The organism is Vibrio sp. 10N.286.49.E11 (assembly GCF_041469505.1).
GTDB classification, from domain to species: domain Bacteria; phylum Pseudomonadota; class Gammaproteobacteria; order Enterobacterales; family Vibrionaceae; genus Vibrio; species Vibrio crassostreae_C.
Genome location: NZ_JBFRKQ010000041.1, coordinates 82,256 through 105,143, shown reverse-complemented (window position 1 = coordinate 105,143; position 22,888 = coordinate 82,256). Strand labels below are relative to the sequence as shown.

Annotated in this window: 16 protein-coding genes and 1 tRNA gene; 3 read left to right on the top strand and 14 right to left on the bottom strand. The window is 45.1% G+C overall.

Annotation, left to right across the window (positions count from 1 at the left end):
* Nucleotides 1–22: 22 nt before the first annotated feature.
* The 6 genes from accD to fabB all read right to left on the bottom strand — a co-directional run bounded on the left by accD (nucleotide 23) and on the right by fabB (nucleotide 10,984).
* Nucleotides 23–949, bottom strand: coding sequence for an acetyl-CoA carboxylase, carboxyltransferase subunit beta (accD, locus tag AB4167_RS09680; protein ID WP_017062348.1), 927 nt, complete (start codon nucleotides 947–949; stop codon nucleotides 23–25).
* A gap of 176 nt (nucleotides 950–1,125) precedes the next feature.
* Nucleotides 1,126–1,920, bottom strand: a complete 795-nt coding sequence (gene truA / locus AB4167_RS09675; RefSeq protein ID WP_004734161.1) for a tRNA pseudouridine(38-40) synthase TruA — start codon at nucleotides 1,918–1,920, stop codon at nucleotides 1,126–1,128.
* A gap of 194 nt (nucleotides 1,921–2,114) precedes the next feature.
* Nucleotides 2,115–6,905 carry a FimV/HubP family polar landmark protein gene (locus AB4167_RS09670; protein WP_372136454.1) on the bottom strand — a complete coding sequence of 1,597 codons (4,791 nt, stop codon included), beginning with the start codon at nucleotides 6,903–6,905 and terminating at the stop codon, nucleotides 2,115–2,117.
* A gap of 207 nt (nucleotides 6,906–7,112) precedes the next feature.
* Nucleotides 7,113–8,126 carry an aspartate-semialdehyde dehydrogenase gene (locus AB4167_RS09665; RefSeq protein ID WP_010436890.1) on the bottom strand — a complete coding sequence of 338 codons (1,014 nt, stop codon included), beginning with the start codon at nucleotides 8,124–8,126 and terminating at the stop codon, nucleotides 7,113–7,115.
* Between the two features lie 12 nt (nucleotides 8,127–8,138).
* Nucleotides 8,139–9,272: a 4-phosphoerythronate dehydrogenase gene (locus tag AB4167_RS09660; RefSeq protein WP_048615087.1), complete on the bottom strand. Its 1,134-nt coding sequence runs from the start codon at nucleotides 9,270–9,272 to the stop codon at nucleotides 8,139–8,141.
* Between the two features lie 485 nt (nucleotides 9,273–9,757).
* The gene (gene fabB / locus AB4167_RS09655) at nucleotides 9,758–10,984 is read right to left on the bottom strand and encodes a beta-ketoacyl-ACP synthase I (protein WP_017070308.1); all 1,227 of its coding nucleotides are present in this window, start codon (nucleotides 10,982–10,984) and stop codon (nucleotides 9,758–9,760) included.
* A gap of 128 nt (nucleotides 10,985–11,112) precedes the next feature.
* Between fabB and mnmC the strand changes: the two genes are divergently transcribed.
* Complete coding sequence (mnmC, locus tag AB4167_RS09650; RefSeq protein WP_372136451.1) at nucleotides 11,113–13,191, top strand: bifunctional tRNA (5-methylaminomethyl-2-thiouridine)(34)-methyltransferase MnmD/FAD-dependent 5-carboxymethylaminomethyl-2-thiouridine(34) oxidoreductase MnmC; 2,079 nt, start codon at nucleotides 11,113–11,115, stop codon at nucleotides 13,189–13,191.
* 150 nt (nucleotides 13,192–13,341) lie between these two features.
* Here mnmC and AB4167_RS09645 read toward each other — a convergent pair whose 3' ends face one another.
* From AB4167_RS09645 to AB4167_RS09635, 3 genes are all read right to left on the bottom strand, one after another.
* Nucleotides 13,342–13,863, bottom strand: coding sequence for an NADPH-dependent FMN reductase (locus AB4167_RS09645; protein WP_017070306.1), 522 nt, complete (start codon nucleotides 13,861–13,863; stop codon nucleotides 13,342–13,344).
* Between the two features lie 176 nt (nucleotides 13,864–14,039).
* A complete protein-coding gene (locus tag AB4167_RS09640; protein WP_017063425.1) occupies nucleotides 14,040–14,303 on the bottom strand; it encodes a YfcL family protein in 264 nt (87 codons plus the stop codon).
* A 9-nt stretch (nucleotides 14,304–14,312) separates the two neighbouring features.
* Nucleotides 14,313–14,843 (bottom strand): elongation factor P hydroxylase, encoded by a 531-nt coding sequence (locus AB4167_RS09635; protein WP_017063424.1) that lies wholly within the window; start codon nucleotides 14,841–14,843, stop codon nucleotides 14,313–14,315.
* A 298-nt stretch (nucleotides 14,844–15,141) separates the two neighbouring features.
* On the opposite strand from AB4167_RS09635, the gene AB4167_RS09630 reads away from it, so the two are divergent.
* Nucleotides 15,142–15,765: a trimeric intracellular cation channel family protein gene (locus AB4167_RS09630; protein ID WP_004734183.1), complete on the top strand. Its 624-nt coding sequence runs from the start codon at nucleotides 15,142–15,144 to the stop codon at nucleotides 15,763–15,765.
* A gap of 160 nt (nucleotides 15,766–15,925) precedes the next feature.
* On the opposite strand, the gene aroC is transcribed toward AB4167_RS09630, so the two are convergent.
* Both aroC and AB4167_RS09620 read right to left on the bottom strand, forming a co-directional pair.
* Nucleotides 15,926–17,011, bottom strand: coding sequence for a chorismate synthase (gene aroC, locus AB4167_RS09625; protein ID WP_004734182.1), 1,086 nt, complete (start codon nucleotides 17,009–17,011; stop codon nucleotides 15,926–15,928).
* 270 nt (nucleotides 17,012–17,281) lie between these two features.
* Nucleotides 17,282–17,358 (bottom strand) — tRNA-Arg (locus tag AB4167_RS09620).
* 211 nt (nucleotides 17,359–17,569) lie between these two features.
* Between AB4167_RS09620 and folD the strand changes: the two genes are divergently transcribed.
* Nucleotides 17,570–18,427, top strand: a complete 858-nt coding sequence (gene folD, locus AB4167_RS09615) for a bifunctional methylenetetrahydrofolate dehydrogenase/methenyltetrahydrofolate cyclohydrolase FolD (protein WP_017062367.1) — start codon at nucleotides 17,570–17,572, stop codon at nucleotides 18,425–18,427.
* A 126-nt stretch (nucleotides 18,428–18,553) separates the two neighbouring features.
* Here the strand turns inward: folD and AB4167_RS09610 are convergent, their stop codons facing one another.
* The 3 genes from AB4167_RS09610 to AB4167_RS09600 form a co-directional block, all read right to left on the bottom strand.
* Complete coding sequence (locus AB4167_RS09610; RefSeq protein WP_372136449.1) at nucleotides 18,554–20,368, bottom strand: cation:proton antiporter; 1,815 nt, start codon at nucleotides 20,366–20,368, stop codon at nucleotides 18,554–18,556.
* A 164-nt stretch (nucleotides 20,369–20,532) separates the two neighbouring features.
* Complete coding sequence (locus tag AB4167_RS09605; protein ID WP_017056434.1) at nucleotides 20,533–21,732, bottom strand: NupC/NupG family nucleoside CNT transporter; 1,200 nt, start codon at nucleotides 21,730–21,732, stop codon at nucleotides 20,533–20,535.
* A gap of 205 nt (nucleotides 21,733–21,937) precedes the next feature.
* Entirely contained in the window at nucleotides 21,938–22,858 is a 921-nt protein-coding gene (locus AB4167_RS09600; RefSeq protein ID WP_017063421.1) for a LysR family transcriptional regulator, read from the bottom strand.
* Nucleotides 22,859–22,888 lie beyond the last annotated feature (30 nt).

The following is a 22,888-nucleotide window of genomic DNA, read 5'->3' as shown; positions in this document are numbered from 1 at the left end:
AGTTGGTTTGTTAGAAGGTACTTTACCCTTTTTCTGGCGCTTCTGGTACTTCATAAGTAGCTTCATTCGGTGAATCGTTCACAGAAACTACTAATGGTGAAGGCTGGTTGGTCATTTTAGCAACAAGGCTTGCAACGCGCTGACGCATCTCACGACGGTCAACAATCATGTCGATAGCACCGTGGTCTAGTAGGAACTCACTGCGTTGGAAACCTTCAGGAAGGTCTTCACGTACCGTTTGTTCGATTACACGACGTCCAGCAAAACCGATCAGTGCTTTTGGTTCACCAATATTGATATCGCCAAGCATTGCCAAACTTGCAGAAACACCACCCATTGTTGGATCAGTCATAACTGAAACAAACGGTAGGCCTTTCGCAGATAAACGCTCAAGCGCAGCACTGGTTTTCGCCATTTGCATTAGAGACATCAATGCCTCTTGCATACGAGCACCACCACTTGCAGAGAAACACACTAAACCACAGTTGTTCTCGATAGCAGCATCTACCGCTTTCACGAAACGAGCACCAACAACAGAACCCATTGAGCCGCCCATGAATGAGAATTCAAAAGCACACGCTACGATAGGTAAACCCAATAGTTCGCCTTTCATTGCAACTAATGCGTCTGTTTCACCACTGTTCTTTTGAGCAGCAGAGATACGTTCTTTGTAACGCTTAGAGTCTTTAAACTTCAGCTTGTCTTGTGGCTCAAGATCAGCACCTAGTTCAACACGCTCACCTTTGTCTAGGAATGTATCCAGACGACGACGTGCTTTCATGCGCATGTGATGGTCACATTTTGGACATACTTCTAGGTTACGCTCTAGTTCAGCATGGTACAGAACCTGCTCACAAGAAGTACATTTCGTCCAAACACCCTCAGGGATAGACGCTTTACGAGATGTTACGATGTTGCTTTTTTCTAAAATCTTTTCAAGCCAACTCATGGAAGACCTTTTTGTTTCGATTCTTCCGCTTGATTGCGAAAGAAATAAATTTGGGAATTATGCGTGGGAATTAAAGCACATAAAACAGCGACTGTAGATAAAAAACTGGTTGTACCTATTTTCTGGGACTATCTTACGCACTAAACCGTAATAATTTTTGAACCTAAGTCTCACATTTAGTTCAAATTATCCGGTAAAAATAGAGGACCAATTGGCTCTCGTGGTAGCTCAAAATGTTCAGGATAATCAACATCCACCAGATACAAACCTTCCGCTTTTGCAGTTGCGCCGGCTACTTTTCGATCTTTAGCTTCTAAAAGCCACTGGATCCACTCTGGTTTCTGCTCCCCTTTACCTACGGCAATAAGGCTACCCGTAATATTCCTCACCATGTGGTGAACAAACGCATTCGCTTTAATATCGATCACAATGTAGTGTCCATGACGAGTCACGTTCAAGTGAATCATGTTTCTCCATGGGCTACGAGATTGACAGTGTGTTGCCCTGAACGAAGTGAAGTCATTCTCACCAAGTAAGTACTGACCCGCTTCATGCATTTTTTTCTCATCAAGATGACCATGATAATGGCTCACACCTGAATTCAAAATGCCTGGGCGTAGTGCATGGTTAAAGATAATGTAGCGATAACGGCGGGCAGTAGCCGAGAAACGAGCATGGAAATCCTCATTCACTTCTGTCGCCCAACGAACCGCAATATCTTTTGGCATGTTGGCATTCGCGCCCATTGTCCATGCCACCATTTTACGATCGACATTAGTTTCAAAGTGAACGACTTGTCCCGTACCGTGAACACCGGCATCTGTACGACCTGCGCACATAACTTCTACAGGGTGATTCGCGACAACTGAAAGAGCCTTTTCCAATTCTTCTTGGACACTTTTCACGTCTCGTTGGCGCTGCCAACCAAAGTAGTGGGTACCGTTATATTCAATACCTAAAGCAATTTTCATGTTCTTGTTCTCTTTGAAAATGGGCGAGAAGTATATACGGAAATCAGTGCTAGCCCAAATAGGATGGGGCTAAAACTTCAATAAACAATCAGCATCGACCGAGACGATGCTGTTGAAAAACCAAATGAAACGATAGCGCTCTGTATCGCCTTAAAATAAAGGGTAGCCAACGCTACCCTTTCTGATTTGTAAATTTATCGACCGTTTAACGTATCGATAAGATTTTTTGCCTCTCGACGAATATCATCGCTGCCGTCAACGATTGCCTCTTCTAGAAGCTTAATTGCCCCTTGCGAGTCACTCATCTCGATGTAGATTTTGGCCAAATCAAGCTTACCCGCAGCTTCTGCATTGCTGTCGACATCATAATTGCCAATATCACCGATAACATCAGGGAATTCGTTAAGACCCACATCCAGTTTAAGCTCTTCATCGTCTGGATTAATGACTTCTTCACCTTCTTGCTCGACTTGAGCCATTAGCTCATCAATCGTCATGTACTGCTTATCACGACTGTTGCCTGATTCGGTTAAATTGTCTTGTTCAGCCCAATTCTCTTCTTTGATTTTCGGTTCAGCTTGCTGTTCAGCCGATGCCCAAATCTCTTGTTGGTCATCAGGCACATCATTATGCATGCTCGATTGTTGTTCTGGCGCTAGGTTAAAGCCTTTCCAGTCTTCGCCGCCGACTTCAAGCATGGCGTCAATATCTAACCCTGCGCTATCAATCGAAGTTGCGTCCAATGGCTTATCGAACATGTTGTCGACAGAGTCTTGAACATCTTCAGAAAGCAACTCAGCTAATGCTGTCTCATCAAAGTCATCAAAGCCTTCTAGTGGCTCGTCTTGAACCGCTGCAGGCGTTGAGTTTGGCTCTGAAGCCGCGCTCAGTGATTGTTCTGGCTGTGCAAAACCAGCCGGTTCAGAGTCTTCAGCATTCGAGAAATCATCAGCCTGACTATAGCTCTGCGGATTTGAGAACAGATCATGCAACGCATCTTGCTCTTCGCCTTGTGGGCTGAAAGAAGTCAGTGGTGTTGGCTTCTCAGCAAACGCATCAGAGATGGCTTCATCTTCACCATATTCCGGTAAATCAAACTCATCGAACTCTACACCTTGGGCTTCCGCCACCGGCTCGGCATTGCTTTGCTCAATATCATCTAAAACAGAGTCTGCTTTTGCGCTTTCTTCATCGTACTCCGGAAGATCAAGGTCATCGAACTCGAACTTCTCTGTGTCAGGCGCTAAGTCTTGCTCTAACTGTGCTTCATCTGGTTCACTCACCACTTCCGCTAACGCATCGCCTTCACCAAACTCTGGTAGTTCGAAGTCATCAAGCGAGAATTCTTCTTCGCTTTCTGGTTTCGCAGTTTCAACTTGTGGTGCAGCATCTAACTGAGGCTCAGCGGTAGGTTGCGATTCAACACTTGATTGAGAGTCTATAGCAGGCGTTGCTGGCTCTGGTGTTGATTCAGCATCAGCTTCCGCTAGTGCGTCTTCTTCACTAAACTCTGGTAAGTCGAAATCATCAAACGAAAACTCTTCGTCGCCTTGCCCCTGAGCTATAACTTGGGCTTCAGTTTGAGGTTCAACACTTGGTTGAGCATCAATAGCTGGCGTTACTGGTTCTGCTGTTGATTCAGCATCAGCTTCCGCTAGTGTGTCTTCTTCACCAAACTCTGGTAGCTCAAAGTCATCAAACGAGAATTCTTCTTCGCCTTCTTGTCCTAGAACTTCAGCTTGTTCTGCTACTTCCGCTTGTGGTGTAGCTTCAACTTTCGGTTCAGCGACAGGTGTCACTAGCTCTGGTGTTACGTCAGTTTCCGCTAATGCTTCTGGTTCAGACGCCTCATCTTCAATCAGCCAATCATCGTCTTCTGGCACACCAAATTCATTTGGAATGATCTCTGGCATGTTTGCAGCACGAACTGGCTCTGGCAAGGATTCAACGACATCTTCAAGCTGATCGCTACCTTGGATTTTCGGTTCAAAGTCAAAATCAGAGTCAATGTTCGCTGGCGACTCTACATCGTCGATGGCTTCAGCTAACCAGTCTTCAACCGTTTCTTCTTCATCTTCAGAGATATCGTTCAAAGACGATGGCGAAGCTTGCTCTTGTACGTCGGCTTCTTTCGGCTCTGGTTCTTGTTGTGCGGTTTCTTCTTTAACTCGCTCTTCAAAATCTGGTTTGTCAAAATCAGAATTCTCAGATAACAGCGAGTCGATATCCAGTTCATCATCTTCAACCGATGATGCGGTTTCTTGCGCTGATACTTCGTCGCTGTCTAAAAGAGACGCTTGCTCTGGTTCAACCGTATTGTCAATTGATGGTTCAACAGGCTCTTCTATTGCTGGCAACAAATCATTGTCATCAGAAGTCATTAACTCATCAATCAACGCTTCGTCTGTTGTTTCTAGCGAGTCATCAAGCAAAGCATCCGTTGCCGGTGCGACACCGAACAAATCATCGATAAAACCATCACGATTAAAGGCTTCATCATTTTCTGGCTTAATGTCAGAACTTTCTTGAGTCATTTCAGAATCTAACGATTCATCAGTAACGACTTCAGGTTGTGGTGTTTCACTAATGTCCAGATCTTGCTCAGGCTCACCTTCAGAGGTTAACGGAGTAAGCTCAACGTCTGAGTCCTTTTCAGGCTCCTCATTGGCGTTGTCCAAACCAAAGGCTGCGTCTAACTCTTTATCAAACGTCTTATCTTCAGATTCAAGCTCGTCTTCAATGCCACTTGTCAGTAAGTCATCAAATGGGTCTAGAGATTCTGATTTTGATGCATCCGCTAAAAGCTCATCATCTGACAATTCACTATCAAGGAAATCATCCAATAAGTCGGTACTTTCGGCGTCGAGTTCGAAATCATCCTCGTCAGAGTCACCTATTAATTCATCCAAGGTTTCCGTGCTGTCTTCTGCGATGTTGAGGTCATCATCGGTCGATAAACCAGAAAGCTCTTCAAGCTCAGACAGAGAATCAAAGCCAAGAGGTTCGCTTTCAGACTCATCATCCGAATCGTCCCCTAGCATCTCATCAAGAAGGTCTGTCGAGTTACTTAGGTCTACGTCATCGCCTGCCAGTTGCTCATCAAGCAGATCAACGCTGTCTTGAGGTTCTTCATTTACGATGGGCTTATCGAACTGAGACAGAATGTTTTCGATATCATCATCAGACGCCAAACCACTGTTTAGGTTAGTGGCAATCTCATCGTCGCTATCGAGGTTGAAAGGGTCATTCGCTTGATCGTTCTGAGCAGCAACTTGGGCAAAGATGTCATCAATATCATCATTCGCTGTCGGTGAAGCTGGCTCAGGGGACTGTTGTTCAGAGATTAGAGCATCAATATCAAAATCGTCATTGCTCAAATCAACAGGCTTAGTCTCACTTTGTTGCTCAGAGATAAGCGCATCGATGTCAAAATCATCGCTTGCTGGTGTTTCAGTGCTAGAAGGCGAATCACTTTGCTCTTCCGAAATCAGAGCATCAATATCGAAGCTGTCGTCATCTTCGTCATCAAGAGCAAACAGATCATCTAATAAAGATTGGTCTAGCTCGTTGGAACCGAGATCTTCAGTTTCAGACTCTTGAGATAGTAAAGCTTCAATGTCATCAGCAGACATTGCGTTATCATCAGAAAGATCAAAGTCGACATCATCAGTATCGACGGCGCTTTCCGCTGTTTTGTCTAGCGCACGTTCCATCTCTTCAAGGCCAAGCGCTTTCTCTTCGCCATTAACACTAATGCCGTTGCTGCTGTCTAAATCTAGATCGTCGAAGTTGGTGTCTAAATCACCGTTTTCGCCAATGCTAGCAAATGGGTCATCATCTTCACCGTCGAGATTGAAATCGAGATCAGATTCATCCAATCCTGCAAATACATCATCTTCTTCAGCAAGAGCTTGGTCGTCAAACAACTTATTGGTATCGTCTTCAGTGCCAAACAGGTCATCGTCTAAAGACAGCTCGTTAAGGTCGTCCATCTCGTCGCCCAGTGTAATAGGCGCGACGCTGCTTGGTTCAGGCTGAATCGGTTGTTCTTGAGTGTTTTGCTGTTGTTCTTCATTTTTAGAACGACGGCCTATCAGCATCACGATGATCAAGCCAAGTAGAAGACCCGGAATAATCGCAAGAGCCGCAACTAACCAACCATTAGATAACAGTTCATCCATGGCACTTGGGGCCATTTTTTCAATTTCGGCGTTCTTTCTACGCTCTTCATCAAGCAGCTTTTCCACTTCGCTACGAATGCGGTCTTCATCACTGAGCTCTGTTTTTAGCTCATCCACTTCCGATTGCACATTCGATAACATCAAACGAAGTTGGTGATTTTTCTCTTCAAGTGACAGCAGTTCAGTTTCTGAAAGCTCTAGCTGCTTCTCTAACTTGTTCATCTCTTGGGTTGGTGCAGATTGAGCTAGAGATGATTGAGTTGGAGACAATGGCTTTTTAGCAGTTTCAGTAGTGCTTACTTGCTTAGCAGGAGTAACATTTTTTGCATCAGAACTCGGCGCTTTGGGTTTTGAAGCGACAGGCTTACTTGCAGGAGCATCAAGCTTAGCAAGATGTGAGTTCATGATGTTGATAGCTTGCTGCGTCGAGCTTGCACGTGCTTGCTCTAAAGAAGGCACGCGTAGATTGCTCGCAGGCAGCAGGCTATGGATATTCTGGTTTTCAAACGCTTGTGGGTTTAAGCGATAAATAGCCAACAGAGTTTGTTGGACTGAAACGGAGTTATCAGGGCGTAACTTTGAGGCAATAGACCACAATGTTTCTGAGCCGCGAGTTGGACCATAGAAACGTGAAGGCTCAGCGCTATTTGATTGCGCTCTTTGAAGTGGTTCTGAAAACGTAGGCGCTGATTGTATCTGGCCATTAGGCCCTACAACTCGAATGGAATCTGCACGAACAACGGAAATCTGAGTCGCAATGATAAAGGCAAAAGGCATTAACCACGGCTTGAAAATTTGAAACATAAAAGGCTCAGCTAGGTGCTTAAATTCGGAAAAGTGATGATCTATTAAATATATCGGATAAATGACGTAAAACTATAGAGATGAAAACAAAAAATGTGTTGCAGCAACAATATTCGCAGCAATTTCACACAATTTGACTAACAATATTTTTAATCGATTAAAAAAGCCCCACTAAAGAGTGAGGCTTTTTTATCAAAGCAATAAAGCTTAGAAGTAATCGCGAATCAGAACTTCAGCGATTTGAACTGCGTTTGTTGCTGCGCCTTTACGAACGTTATCAGCGACAACCCACATGTTTACGCCACTGTGATGGCTGATGTCGTTACGAATACGACCAACCATTACGTGGTCTTTACCACCTGCATCACGAACTTGAGTTGGGAAGTCTAGCGCTTGGAATACTTCAACACCTTCTGTGTTCTCTAGAAGCTGAACCACTTGCTCTGCACCGATTGGTGCGCGAGTTTCAATGTGTAGAGATTCTGCGTGACCGTAGAACACAGGAACACGAACACAAGTCGGGTTCACTGTGATTGAAGAGTCAGCAAAGATTTTTTGAGTTTCCCAAACCATCTTCATCTCTTCACGCGTGTAGCCGTTCTCTGTAAATTCATCGATTTGAGGAATACAGTTGAAAGCGATTTGTTGTGAGAACGCTGAGTTTTCAGCTGGCATACCGTTAAGAAGCTTAGCCGTTTGACCCGCTAGCTCATCGATACCTGGCTTACCTGCACCAGACACAGATTGGTAAGTTGAAACGTTAATACGCTCAAGGCCCACTTCATCGTGAATTGGTTTTAGCGCTACTACCATTTGGATAGTCGAGCAGTTAGGGTTCGCGATGATGTTACGGTTACGGAACTCAGCAATCGCTTCAGGGTTCACTTCAGGCACAACCAGAGGAACATCGTATTCGTAACGGAAGCGTGATGTGTTATCGATGACAACCACACCTTCATCAGCCGCAATTGGAGCCCAACGCTCTGAAAGCTCGCTACCTGCAGAGAAAAACGCAATATGTACTTGAGACCAATCGAAGTCTTCTACGTTTTGTACTTGTATTGTTTTGCCGTTAAAACGGGAAGTTTTGCCTTCACTACGTTCACTTGCTAGTAAGTGCAGTTCACCGACAGGGAATTTACGCTCTTTAAGTACTTCAAGAATGGTTTCACCAACCGCACCAGTCGCACCTAAAATAGCAATATTAAATTCTTGGCTCATTGTTTCTCTCTTTTATAAAGTTGGCTTTACCATAAAACCGAGTTTAGATAACGGCGTTAAATTACAAGATTCGTCGCCCGTTAACTCGACTGCACTGTATTCTCTGCGGTCCCAATATTCTTTACGCATCTTGTCAAAAGAACCCGGCGTAGCGATATTGCGACGGAATAAGGCGTCGTCTTTGCGCACATCATAGATCAACTGAGTCAAATTGTGCAGTGTTGCTTCATCCCAAGCTCTATCTAATTTCATTTGAGGTACAGGCGCTGTCGGCAATAAGTCACTTGCATACGCACGCTGTTCAGTACCTAAAAATTCACAATAACTGTTGAAGATCATCGTGGTACCACGCGCTTTACCTTCTAAACCGTAGCCCGCTACGTGAGGCGTTGCAAAAGCGAGTAACGGAAGAAGCTCAAAGTCGACTTCAGGTTCAAACTCAAACACATCAAGCACTGCAGTGAAACCATCGGCTTTTTGCAGGCGAGCTTTTAGCGCTTGGTTATCAACCACAGGACCGCGAGCTGCATTAATCAGGATTTGATCAGCACGTAAGTTGTTCAGCACTTGCTCACTGATCAAGTGATGCGTTGGATACTCACCCGTCTTAGTGATTGGCGTGTGTAATGTAATAACGTCTGATTGTTCAAGCAAAGTCTCTAACTCAGTAAATTCGCGAGTATCACCCTCTTGCTGTTTTAGAGGGTCGTTCAGCAGAACTTTGATACCAATACCTTCAAGGCACTTCGCTAAGTAACTGCCCACTTGACCACAGCCGATAATACCAACCGTTTTATCAAAAACAGAAAAGCCTTGTTGCTGCGCAAGCACCATCATCGCACTGAACGCGTACTCAGCAACACCCACCTTGTTACAACCAGGTGCCGCAGTAAAGAAAATGCCACGCTCTTTCATCAACTCTTGGTCAACGTGATCCATGCCAGCCGTCGCAGTACCAACAAACTTCAGCTTATTGGCTTTGCTGATCAATGACTCGTTTACCTTGGTAACAGAGCGAATCATCAATGCGTCTACGTCAACTAGGTCGTCAGCTGTTAATGTGCGACCAGACTTCATTGTCACTTCCCCTAGCTGGCTAAAAAGCGCTTCAGCGTAAGGCATATTTTCGTCGATTAAGATTTTCATTTGGCGAGTACTTTTGTTGGGGTCTATCGACCTAAATGTGAATTGAAATGATTGTGCAAAATTCCACACACGGTGTCGAGTAGCAATTGGAATACATTATAAATAAAGGGCTGAATCACCTAACCTTGGCAGACAAGAACCGAAACCAGAGTGAACACCCAAGATCAAACGGCTAAAACGAAAAATGCCCGATTGAATAAACAATCGGGCAAACATCCAGAACAAAAGGATCCTATCTCGCTCTCCAGGAGACAGAGTCTTGCGTCTGTTCAACCAGTACTAACCAAAGTCAGTACTGGTCAAGCTCTGGAAACCTTTCAATCTCTAAACCCAGATTTAAAAACTATGTTCAAAAAACACGTTTACCAACCTGCGTCTAAAAACTTTGTTCTGATGGTCATTATTACTGGGTGACCTGTGCGTGTTGAATCGGCACTAGCGCAACCCTTTAACGATTAACCTTGTCTCTGTAACTCAAGCTTAAGTTAAGCTTGGTACTTTTTGATTACTAGCGTTGCGTTCGTACCGCCGAAACCAAAACTGTTAGACATAACTGTAGTTAGCTCTTGATCACGAGCTTCAGTTACGATGTCTAGGCCAGCAGCAGCTTCGTCTAGGTTCGAAACGTTAATGCTTGGAGCGATAAAGCCGTTATCTAGCATTAGCGTTGAGTAAATAGCTTCGTGTACGCCAGCAGCACCTAGAGCGTGACCTGTCATCGCTTTAGTTGCAGAAATTGCTGGGCTGTTGCCACCGCCATTACCTTGAGAGAAAACTTCTTGGATAGCGCCTAGCTCTTTAACGTCGCCAACTGGAGTTGAAGTACCGTGAGTGTTCACGTAATCAACGCCATCAACGTTTTGCATCGCCATCTTCATACAACGAACCGCACCTTCACCAGAAGGAGCAACCATGTCGTAGCCATCTGAAGTTGCGCCGTAGCCTACGATTTCACCGTAGATTTTTGCGCCACGAGCAACAGCGTGCTCAAGCTCTTCGATAACTAACATGCCGCCGCCACCAGAGATAACGAAACCATCACGGTCTGCATCGTAGGTACGAGAAGCCAGCTCTGGCGTGTCGTTGTACTTAGTAGAAAGTGCGCCCATTGCGTCGAACATCATAGTCAGAGACCAATCCAGTTCTTCACCGCCACCAGCGAATACAACGTCTTGCTTACCAAGTTGGATAAGCTCCATTGCGTGACCAATACAGTGTGCAGATGTCGCACATGCAGAGCTCATAGAGTAGTTCACACCACGGATTTTGAAAGGAGTTGCTAGACAAGCAGAAACCGTAGAAGCCATTGTACGTGGAACCATGTATGGACCAACGCGCTTCACGCCTTTCTCACGGATGATGTCTACCGCGTTTACTTGGTTTAGAGATGAAGCACCACCTGAACCCGCAACGATACCCGTGCGGTCATTAGATACTTGATCTTCAGTTAAGCCAGAATCAGCAATTGCTTGCTCCATTGAAAGATAAGCGAATGCCGCTGCATCACCCATAAAGCGCATTTTTTTGCGATCGATATGGTCAGCAGGGTTCATTTTTAGGTTACCCCATACTTGAGAGCGCAAGCCATTTTCCTTGAACTGCTCTGAAGCGGTAATACCAGATTTACCCTCTTTCAGTGATGCTAAAACTTCTTCGACGTTGTTACCGATACTTGAAACAATACCCATACCGGTGATTACGACTCGTTTCATGTGACATTCCTATAATTCTAAATTCAGCTAGATGATAACTAAGAAGCCTAACAAAAGTGGTCAGCTTTCCTAGAAATTCGTACAATCCCTACCAACATATCGCTTCAAATCACAAAATGATAGATTTTATGACTTCAATTACTAATGCAGAACTGGAATGGAATGAGTCTGGCACGCCAGTTTCAGACCAATTTGACGACGTTTACTTCTCCAATGTTAACGGTTTAGAAGAAACTCGCTACGTCTTTTTAAAGCAAAACCACCTTCCAGAGCGTTGGCTTGAACATGAACAACGCCGCTTTGTGATTGCTGAAACCGGCTTTGGCACAGGTTTGAACTTTCTTGCAGTTTGGCAATGGTTCGATGCTTTTCTTAAAGATAACCCACAAGCGATGACCAAAGAGTTACATTTCATCAGTTTTGAAAAATATCCTTTAAATAAAGAGGATCTCATCAAAGCACACCAATCGTGGCCAGAATTAGCCGAGTATGCGACGCAACTCCAAGAACACTACCCTATTGCTCTACCTGAATGTCACCGCATTGTGCTGGGCGACGGTGCAATCACGCTTGATTTGTGGTTTGGCGATATTAAAGATTGCATGCCCAACGTACCAACCCCGCGTGAAGGTTTGGTTGATGCTTGGTTCTTAGACGGTTTTGCGCCAAGTAAGAACCCAGAGATGTGGAATCAAAACCTATTCAACGGCATGGCAAAACTGGCAAAACAAGATTGCAGCTGCGCCACTTTCACCGCTGCTGGTTTTGTTCGCCGTGGTTTAATCGAAGCTGGCTTTGCGATGAAAAAAGTCAAAGGCTTTGGTACTAAGCGAGAAATGATTGCAGGCCGACTTGGCGAAAAGCACGTTCACACCAATATCAAACCTTGGTATGGCCTCGCTCAACACAATGATTCGCAAGACATAGCTATTATTGGTGGTGGTGTAGCCAGTGCTGCACTTGCAAAAACCTTAAGCCGTCGTGGTAAAAACATCACCCTTTATTGTGAACACCAACAAGCTGCGGGTAATGCCTCGGGCAACAACCAAGGTGCCATTTATCCGCTACTTAGTGAAGCGACATCCAATGTTTCAAGAATATTTGGTCCGGGCTTATTGTTTGCCCGCCAATTTATTAATCAAGCAGCACTATCAGTAAACTTCGATCACAACTGGTGTGGCGTGAATATCTTGATGTGGGATGAAGGTTCAACTAAAAAGCTCAACCGCATGTTGGAAGGCAATTTCCACACAGACTTGATCCAGCGCTTAACGCCAGAGCAAGCCAACGAAAAGATTGGTTTACCGGTCGATAAAGAGAGTGTTTACTTTCCACTGGGTGGTTGGTTAAGCCCTCTTCAACTGACTCAAGGCTTGATTGGCAAGCTAGAAGAGAGCAACCAAGTGAGCGCACACTATCAACATCAAGTAACGCAACTTGAGTGGCTCGAAGCTGAAAAACAATGGTTACTGACGATTGAGGCACCTCAAGGTGAGATTCAAACTAAGCACGACCAAGTAGTTGTCGCAAACGGACACAAGTTCACTCAGTTTGAACAAACTCAGCCAGTACCACTGACTCCGGTTAAAGGCCAAGTGAGCCATATTCCGACCACGGAAAATCTCAGCCAGCTAAAAACCGTGTTGTGCTTTGATGGCTATTTGACGCCACAGAACCCCAACAATGGTCATCACTGTATTGGTGCGAACTACGACAAAACCAATATCGACCAAGAATTTGATATTGAGGTTCAGCAGCACAATGGCGAGCGCCTACATGGGTCACTACCAGACCAAGCATGGACAAAAGATGTCGATACCAGTGACAACTTAGCGCGCCAAGGTATCCGAAGCGTAAGCCGTGACCACCTTCCGTTTGTCGGAAACGTTGGTGACTTTGAAGCCATTAAGGAGCAGTACCAAGATCTCCACAACTTCAACCCGCAGCGTGACTCGGTTGAGGATGTAGAAACGGTAACAAGCTTCCCTAACCTTTATTGCTTTATCGGACTGGGTTCACGTGGTTTGAGCTCTGCACCATTATTGGCTGAAGTATTAGCATCACAGATCTGTGGCGATCCGCTGCCCTTGCCTGTTGATGTGCTTGAGGCGATTCACCCAAGTCGAATGTGGGTACGCAGACTGCGTAAAGGTAAGGCATTAACGGCTGGATGGGTTGCTGACAAGCATTCTAAATCAAAGCCGTAGTTTCTAGTTCAGCTATTTTGAACATCTGAAATTTCTGAATATCTGAAACTAATAAGTTAAAAGCTAAAAAGCCCTACGTGACTAAGTTAAGTCGCTCGGGCTTTTTGTTATTCGTGTTGATCTAAACTGATGTTCTAAATGGAGCAGTATTTACAGCTTAGCAACCGCGTCTTTAATCTGTAGAGCAATCTCTTCGTTGCTGATAGAGCCCGACTCAAAATCAAAGTTATCGTAGAAGCTTGGTACTGAAACTGACGCTTGCACGTTGCCACCGAAGTAAGGTGCAGAACCTGTCGCTGCACCAAGTACCGTTTGTGCGCCACCAGGGCCCGGTGAAGTCGCTAGGTAAACCGCCGGCTTCTCGCCAAACACTGAACGCTCAATACGTGTCGCCCAGTCAAATAGGTTTTTATACGCTGCTGGGTAGTGACCATTGTGTTCTGCGAACGAGATAACAAACGCATCAGCTTCAGCTAGGTCGCGTAGGAATGCTTGAGCACCTTCCGCTTGGCCAATCTCTTTTTCAGTGTCTTCACTGAACATAGGAACATTGTAATCGTTGATGTCTAGGACTTTTACTTCAGCACCTTCAATCAAGTTTGCTGCGTAAGTTGCTAGTGTTTTGTTGATTGAGGTAGAACTTGTGCTTGCGCCAAATGCGATAACTTTCATGATGTGACCTTTCTGTAATTCCGTTAAGTGGGATTAGAATAACGTAGTAAGAAAATGTAACCATCACAAGAAATGAACGGACTCATTCAAAAATTTCGAACGAGTCTCAAATAAACCAGTTCGCTCAGCAAAATGGGAAAGGAAGGGACTGAGCGGATAGTATTAATACATCGAGATTAAGCTTGGTTTTGTAGCTCAACCCAAAGGTCATTAACGATAGTGCGGTCTGCTGGTGTTAGTTCAGAGCGAGCGTCGTCTAGGCTCTGTTCAATACGAGCTTTTACTTCAGCCACATCTTCAATGCCTTCTTCTTCACATGAAGCCACTGAAAGAGAAATATGACCACGTAAGTAACCACCAGCAAACAGTTCATCGTCTGATGCGTTTTCAATGCGAGCATCAATTACTTCAAGTAGTTTTTCTTCAAATTCGATAATCATAATATTCTCTTATTTCACAATAAATTGGCTAGCACATAAAGGTTCTACATCGTAGAAGCTGCGTAATGCTTCAGAGAGCATTTTCACGCGAGGCGGAAAGCCTACTTCAAAGATACCCATAACTTCGCTATGTACTTTATTCATAAAGGCCAAACGATCTGGCTCAAAATCGCCGTGTAGATTGTCACAGCTGACATTAAAAGGAAAGCCTGCGCTCATCGCAATGATCCATTCATACGCTTGTGGGCGAATTTCTACTTTTTCAAACTCAGCTTGAACCGATTCCGTTCGACCGTCAGGTTCATACCAATAGCCAAAATCTTCCAGTAAACGACGCTCAGGCCCAGCAACGCACCAGTGTGCGATCTCATGGAGTGCAGAGGCGTAAAAGCCACGTGCGAACACGATTCGATGGTGTGGGATAGTATCATCAGCAGGCAAATAGATCGGCTCATCAGCCCCTAGCTCTAGTTTGGTATTAAAGCTTTCAAAAAAGGTCTGATTGAAGATATCGATAATGTCTGAGTATTGGTGTGTCATAAAATCAAATTTAAGTAAAAATAACTGGGGCATTTTGCTTTTTTTTAAGCGCTCGGTAAAGCCCTATCAAGCGTAATGACATCGGGTTCGCCATTATACTTTGCAGTGACAATCGATTGCCATTCCCAGATTACACCACTTTAAGGTGAATGATTAGTTTAGCTAATCTGAAACGCCCATTCACGGTACAAATATTCATTCGTCAACAAGCATTTTTACTACTACACTCGCGCTTCATTTTATATCCCTAAGGCCTATAAGACTCGAGTTTATAGACCTAAATTATAGAGCTACAGCAATGCTACTAAGTGTTTTGTATATCATTGGCATCACGGCAGAAGCCATGACCGGCGCTCTCAGTGCAGGCAAACAAAAAATGGATTGGTTTGGTGTAATGTTGGTTGCGAGCGCAACGGCAATTGGCGGCGGTACAGTACGCGATATCTTACTTGGCCATTACCCTTTAGGTTGGGTTGAAAACCCTCAGTATCTGGCCATCACCTGTATAGCAGGTGTTATTACAACCGGGTTGGCGAAATGGGTTATCAAGCTAAAAGGTTTGTTTATTCGCTTGGATGCCTTAGGCCTAATCGTATTCAGTATCATTGGTACCAAAGTAGCGATGACCATGGGTCTGCACCCAATGATCTGTATGGTGTCTGCCTTGGTCACTGGCGTGTTCGGTGGCCTGTTGCGCGATCTTATCTGCCGTCAAACACCATTGGTTCTGCATGAAGAGCTGTATGCATCTGTCGCCCTTGTCGCTTCGGGTTTGTACCTAGGTTTGCTTGAACTTGGCATTAACGACGTAACCGCGACGATTGTGACGCTTGTGGTTGGTTACTTGCTGCGTATGGCGGCTGTACGATTCAAGTGGCGTTTACCTTCGTTCCAGCTTGATCCTGAAAGCTCAGTGCATTAATAGATTAAGAGCCTTGAGCTGCTAGCTGTCTTTAATGACGATAGTCGCTAACCGGACGAATAATCCTGCTAATGTGAAAAAGGGTTGCTTCATTACGAAGCAACCCTTTTTGTTTTTATCAAATCAGTTTCAAATCTGTTCTGAATTAAACGAAGCAGAATTAGATTTTTGGCGTTTCAGTTGTCACACCAAAGTTTTGACCACGGTGACGTAGCAAGTGATCAAGCAATACAATCGCTAACATTGCTTCTGCGATCGGCACCGCACGGATACCAACACATGGATCATGACGACCTTTAGTGATTAGCTGCGTTGCTTCACCGTCTTTAGTGATCGTGTCACCAGGAACGGTAATGCTTGAGGTTGGTTTAAGCGCAATGCTTGCCACAATATCTTGGCCAGTAGAAATACCACCTAAGATACCGCCAGCGTGGTTGCTGCTGAAACCTTCCGGAGTTAATGGGTCACGGTGTTCACTACCGCGTTGATTAACCACATCAAAGCCATCACCAATCTCAACACCTTTCACCGCATTGATGCTCATTAGAGCGTGCGCGATGTCTGCATCTAGACGATCAAAGATTGGCTCACCAAGGCCTACAGGCACTTTCGTCGCAACCACTTGAATCTTCGCACCGATCGAGTTGCCTTCTTTTAGCAGGTCACGAATCAGTTGGTCAAATTCAGGCACTTTGTCGGCATCCGGGCAGAAGAAAGCGTTGTTTTCAATCTCGTTCCAATCCACTTTATCAATTGAGATATCACCCATTTGAGAAAGGTAAGCTTGGATTTCAACACCAAATTCTTGTTTTAGGTATTTCTTCGCAATTGCACCTGCCGCTACACGCATTGCAGTTTCACGAGCTGAAGAACGACCACCACCTCGGTAATCACGCACACCGTACTTTTGATGGTACGTATAGTCAGCGTGTCCAGGGCGGAACTTGTCTTTAATTTCGGAATAGTCTTTAGAGCGTTGGTCTGTATTTTCAATCAATAGACCAATAGAAGTGCCCGTAGTTTGGCCTTCAAATACACCTGATAAGATTTTCACTTCATCCGCTTCACGGCGAGCCGTTGTATAACGAGAAGTACCAGGGCGGCGACGATCCAAATCTCTTTGAAGGTCTGCTTCGGTAATTTCTAATCCTGGTGGGCACCCATCTACGATACATCCTAGTGCGATACCGTGACTTTCTCCGAACGTGGTCACGCGGAAATGTTGTCCGATACTGTTTCCTGCCATTACTTCCTCTAAATCAGCTATTAAGCAGAAGGTTTGATTCCTAAACCGACTGGCTAATAGCTTTACTTGTCTATTCTTCGTGAATTCATAGTGGCTTTATTACCAAATGATGTAAACCCCAAAAAACGAACAATTTTAACTTTCTATTACATGAGCCGAATGAAATGGATGACGTAGGAAAATGAGTGGCGCTTTAACAAGAGTATTTTTATTATGGTAGGAAAGCAAAAAACCCGACAACTCGGAGAGTTATCGGGTTTCTTTAAATAATGGCACGCCCTGAAGGATTCGAACCTTCGACCACCTCCTTAGAAGGGAGGTGCTCTATCCAGCTGAGCTAAGGGCGCGCTACAGGAACGAATTATACGAATTCGAATCAGTAAAGCAACGGCTTTATGTAACATTCTGATCTAAGTGGGTAAAAAAAGGCCAACAAACATATAAGTGTTGGAAAATAGACCAAAGCAAACGTTTGCTTGATGGTAATCAAAAAGATTTTCTGGAATAATGCGCCAAAAACATCAGCCACTAACTTGAATATCAATACTAAGGAAATTCATGACTGCTCAAAATATTGATGGAAAGCTAATTTCTCAAACGGTTCGCTCCGAAGTTGCTGCACGTGTAAAAGCTCGTACTGAAGCTGGATTACGCGCTCCGGGCCTAGCGGTTGTTTTAGTGGGTGAAGACCCTGCTTCTCAGGTTTACGTTGGAAGTAAGCGTAAAGCGTGTGAAGAAGTTGGCTTCGTATCTAAATCTTACGACTTGCCAGCCACTGCGACAGAAGACGAATTGTTAACACTGGTAGACCAACTGAACGACGATCCAGAGATCGACGGTATTCTTGTTCAACTGCCTCTACCAGCTGGCATTGATAGCACTCACGTTCTTGAGCGTATCACACCAGAGAAAGACGTTGATGGCTTCCACCCTTACAATGTCGGCCGTTTGGCTCAGCGTATGCCTAAGCTTCGCTCTTGTACGCCAAAAGGCATCATCACGCTGCTTGACCGTTACAACATCGACTTACGTGGTAAACACGCGGTTGTGGTTGGCGCATCAAACATCGTAGGTCGCCCAATGACGCTAGAGCTTCTTCTAGCAGGTTGTACGACGACAACATGTCACCGCTTCACCAAAGACCTTGAAGGCCACGTACGTCAAGCAGACGTTGTTGTAGTTGCCGTTGGTAAGCCTAACTTCATTCCTGGCGCTTGGATTAAGAAAGGCGCTGTTGTGGTCGATGTTGGTATCAACCGTTTAGAATCTGGCAAACTAGTGGGCGACGTTGAATACGACGTAGCGAAAGAAAGCGCAAGCTTCATCACACCAGTACCGGGTGGTGTTGGCCCAATGACGGTGGCGAGCCTAATCGAGAACACCATGATCGCTTGCGAGCAATTTCACTCGAAGTAGTCCGCTGCGCATAAAAATAGAATGAGAAAGCCGCGACATGATGAACGTTGCGGCTTTTTTGATGCTTTGGTACTTAGCTATTCGTTTTTGAAACAAGGCGACTCGCTTTTGATGAGGTGCTCGTTGCTACTTATCTGGAGTCTCAACTTTTTCCGTCTGTTCAGAAGGCGGTAATAAACTAATAAGCTCACACTCCGTTGATATGAGTTTTTCCAACTCAGACCCTTGTGTAATTAAACGGAAATCACCGCCAGTAATCACCCCAAGAGGAATGGCTTTAGGGTACAGAGCGTTAAACTCGTTTAAATCAAATGCCTCGGTCAAACCTGTACTTTTAATTTGGCTACCCTGAGCCATCAGTGAGTTAAGCTTAGAATAGGTAATCCCTTCCGAAAACAAGCTTCTATTGCCATCGCGGCTCACTTGATGCCTTTCATGTTTATTCTCTGAGGATTCAAGCTCAAACACCTTATTCTCACCAAACTCGTCTTGATAGTGCATACTAACTAACGGGTTGGTTTGACGATAAGGCGACACGATCATCGCACGCCCTATTCCATCCAATTCCAGATTATTTTCAGCGTGGCTCGAAGCCGGGTTACCAAAATAAACATTCAAGTTTTCCATGCGCGCTAAGCGAATGCTTTCCCAGTTGGTATCGGCAAGCACACTGTTGATGTTGTGTGTCGCCAACACTTTGGCAAACTGGCGTGAAAACTGAGTCGCACCAAAGAAGATAACGCCTTGTGCCTTCTCTTGAGTCACACCTAGCCTTCTCGCCCACCAACTCGCGGTAAGGCTCTGAATCACAACCGTACCGATGATGACCAAGAACACCATTGGCACCAGAAGGTCTGCGCCTTCAATTAATTGTTTTTCTTGAAGCTTGATTGCAAACAGAGAAGAAACCGCGGCTGCAACGATCCCGCGCGGTGCCATCCAGCTCAAAAACCACTTATCCGCAGAGGTAAGATCCGTGCCGATCCCGCTGATCCACACACTCAAAGGACGCGCCACCAGCATCACTACCGCTAACAAGCCAACCCCACCCCAACCTATCGAGAGGAAGGTTCCGGAGTCGAGCCTGCTCGCTAATAGAATAAACAACGCAGAAATGAGTAACACGGTTAAGGTCTCTTTGAATTCGATGATGTCTTCGATATCCAAGCCCTTCACGTTGGCAAGCCAGATCCCCATGATGGTCACGGTTAATAAACCAGACTCTTCACTCAAGTCATTCGAGAATGAAAATGCTGCAAGCATTAACGTCAGCACAGCCACATTACGCAAATAGTGTGGAACCCAATGCCCTTTCAGCATCTTAGCAATCAAATGGCCACCGATGATCCCTAAGCCTAAACCTATGACTAACGTCAGGCCCAGAGCTGACAGAACGTGTCCGGTAGGGTCGGCAGAAGAAACAATGTACTCGTAGACGAGAACCGCAAACAGAGCCCCAATCGGATCAATCACTATCCCTTCCCATCGCAAGATACTGCCTAAGGAAGATTTAGGCTGAATACTGCGAAGCATGGGTACGATTACCGTAGGACCAGTTACCACGACTAATGCCCCAAATAGAGCGGCTAACGGCCAACTGAAGTCCACAAAGTAGTAAGCACCCACTACGATACACGCCCATGTTATCAACATGCCGAAGCTCACGAGATGAGTCACCATCCGGCCATGGCCTCTGATTTCTTTGAAATTTAGGGTCAATGCCCCTTCAAACAGGATGATGGCAACCCCTAATGAAATCATAGGAAACAGCACATCACCGAAAATGGCATCGGGATTTAAGATATTCAGGCCGGGACCTAGCAACAGGCCGACGATAAGGAGAGGAAGAATAGCGGGAAGACGTAAACGCCAACCGAGCAGTTGACAAGCTAAAGACAAGAGTCCAATTAACGCCAAAGAAGAAGTAATCGACAAATCCATTTGTGCCCCTAAAAAGTTTGCACCACACCCTGTGGTACAAACTATTCAATGAAATAAGAAAGCCTACGTTCTTACACTATAGGCTCTCTTTTTCACGCTAACCGAATATTATTGTGATTAATCAGTCACTTTACTATAGGGGGAGTAAAGTCATGATCAGTTAGCTATAGAGAAAGCACGACACCAGCAATAGCGGCACTCATTAAGTTAGCAAACACACCTGCACAAATTGCTTTGAAGCCATATTGTGAGATGAAAGAGCGACGCTCTGGAACTAAGCTACCCAAACCACCGATAAGAATCGCCATGGTAGAGATGTTAGCAAAGCCACATAGAGCAAAAGTTACGATCGCTTGTGAGTGCTCACTTAGTGCCTCTTTAGCGTCCATTAGTTGGATGAAAGCCACGAACTCGTTCACGACAATCTTGTTACCTATCAATGAGCCCGCAACGACAGCCTCAGACCACGGTACACCGATCAGCCATGCAACGGGTGCAAACACATAACCTAGGATAAGTTCGAAGCTTAGGTTTACGCCAAACCAGCCGCCAACGATACCTAGCAAGCCATTCAGCATTGCAATCACACTGATAAAGGCAAGAAGTGTTGCACCCACCGCAACGGCAATACGAAGTCCAGACATAGCCCCATCTGCCATTGCCTCAACTACGTTTGTTGCTCGTGGAATTTCTACATCAGACTCAATATTTTCTTGAGCGTCATCTGGGCTGCCAGGTACTAAGATTTTAGCCATCAATAGACCGGCTGGTGCAGACATAAATGCAGCTGCGATCAGGTAATTTAGATCAACGCCAAGCGATGCGTAACCCACTAGCGTACCACCAGCGACAGAAGCCAAACCACACACCATCACAGCAAACAGTTGTGAATCCGTCATGTGCTTCAAGTAAGGCTTAACCACCAATGGAGCTTCAATCATGCCAACGAAAATGTTTGCAGTCGCAGACAGTGACTCCGCACGACCTGTGCCCAAGAACTTTTGTAGTGCGCCACCGATAAGGTTGATCACCTTTGGCATAAAGCCGATGTGGTACAAACCAGAGATCAGTGCAGAGAAAAAGATAATGATGCCTAGAACGTTAATCGCGAAAACAAATCCGTTATTCGTTAGGCCACCAAATAGGAAGTTAATCCCCTCTTGACCGTAGTTGATCAAGCTAGATACCGCACCTGTGGCTGCATTCAACGCTTCTTTACCCATTGGTACATACAGAACCAACAGCGCGAATGAGATTTGTAATAAGAAAGCCAAAGAGACTGTTCTTAGTGGAATATTTTTTCTGTCCGTAGATAGTAACCAAGCGGCAACTAAAATAGTGATAATTCCAAGTAGCGAAGCCATGTGCGTCAACCTAAAAGTTGTAGATAGGAAAGGCGACGCATTCTATAGAGGAAATCGTTTGCGGCAAGCTGAGGTTGTTAATGTGATGTTGGGGTAATCACGATTTAACTATGAGTATAATTAAGCTATTGAATTTTAATAATTAACTTTGATTAAAAAGCGTACTTTTTCCATATGGAAATTATATTTATAGATTAGGAAACAGTTAGCGATGCAGTTCAACGCAAGTTTTGAGGTTTTTGTCCCAATACGTCGGCGACCCGATATGATCTTTAATGAACTCAATCACTGCCGAAAGCTTCTTCGGCATATTCTTTCGGCTCGGGTAAACGGCATAGAATGGCATCAGCTGACTGGCTCTCCACTCTGGCAATACTTGAATGAGCTTGCCCGTTCTAAACTCTTCTTTCACTAAGTAAGTCGCCAAATAAGCAACGCCCCACCCTGATACTGCCGCGTCTCGTACTGCCTCAGCCAAATCGACTGAGTAATCGCCCGCGACTTTGACGCTGAGGTTTTCTTGCCCGTTGTCAAACGCCCACGATGTGTAATCTCGTTCACGGCTGCGATAGATAAGACAGTTATGGTCAATCAAATCGGAAGGTACATGTGGCGTCCCAGCCTTAATCAGATAATCCGGTGACGCAGCCACCACAAACTGACTGTCGGCTAATCGCTGCGCAATGTAACCTTCAGGCAAATCTTCATTGTTGGTGATCCAGAGATCCAAGCGCTCTTCAATCATGTCCACCTTATAGTCGAACAAGTGGACCTCGATTCTCAACTGAGGATAAAGCTGTCTGAGTTGATCAATCGCCGGAATGATATGGAGTGTGCCAAATGACTGCGACAAACCGACGCGTAGTATTCCAGAGATATCATCGCGCTGGCTATCCATATCCATCTGAGCTGCTTTCACCGTGTTAAACAGCTGCTCACAATGTTGATAGAACACGTCTCCCGCTTCAGTCAGCGTGAGGCTTCGTGTGGTTCGTTGTACCAACTTGATGCCGATTGAGTCTTCAAGCAAAGCGACTTGCTTACTGATATGAGACACCGAAACGTTCAAGCTTTTTGCAGCACTGGTAAAGCCTTCGTGCTTGATCAGCGCATGGAATATCACCATCTGTGCAGCTCTATCTGTTAGCACAAGATC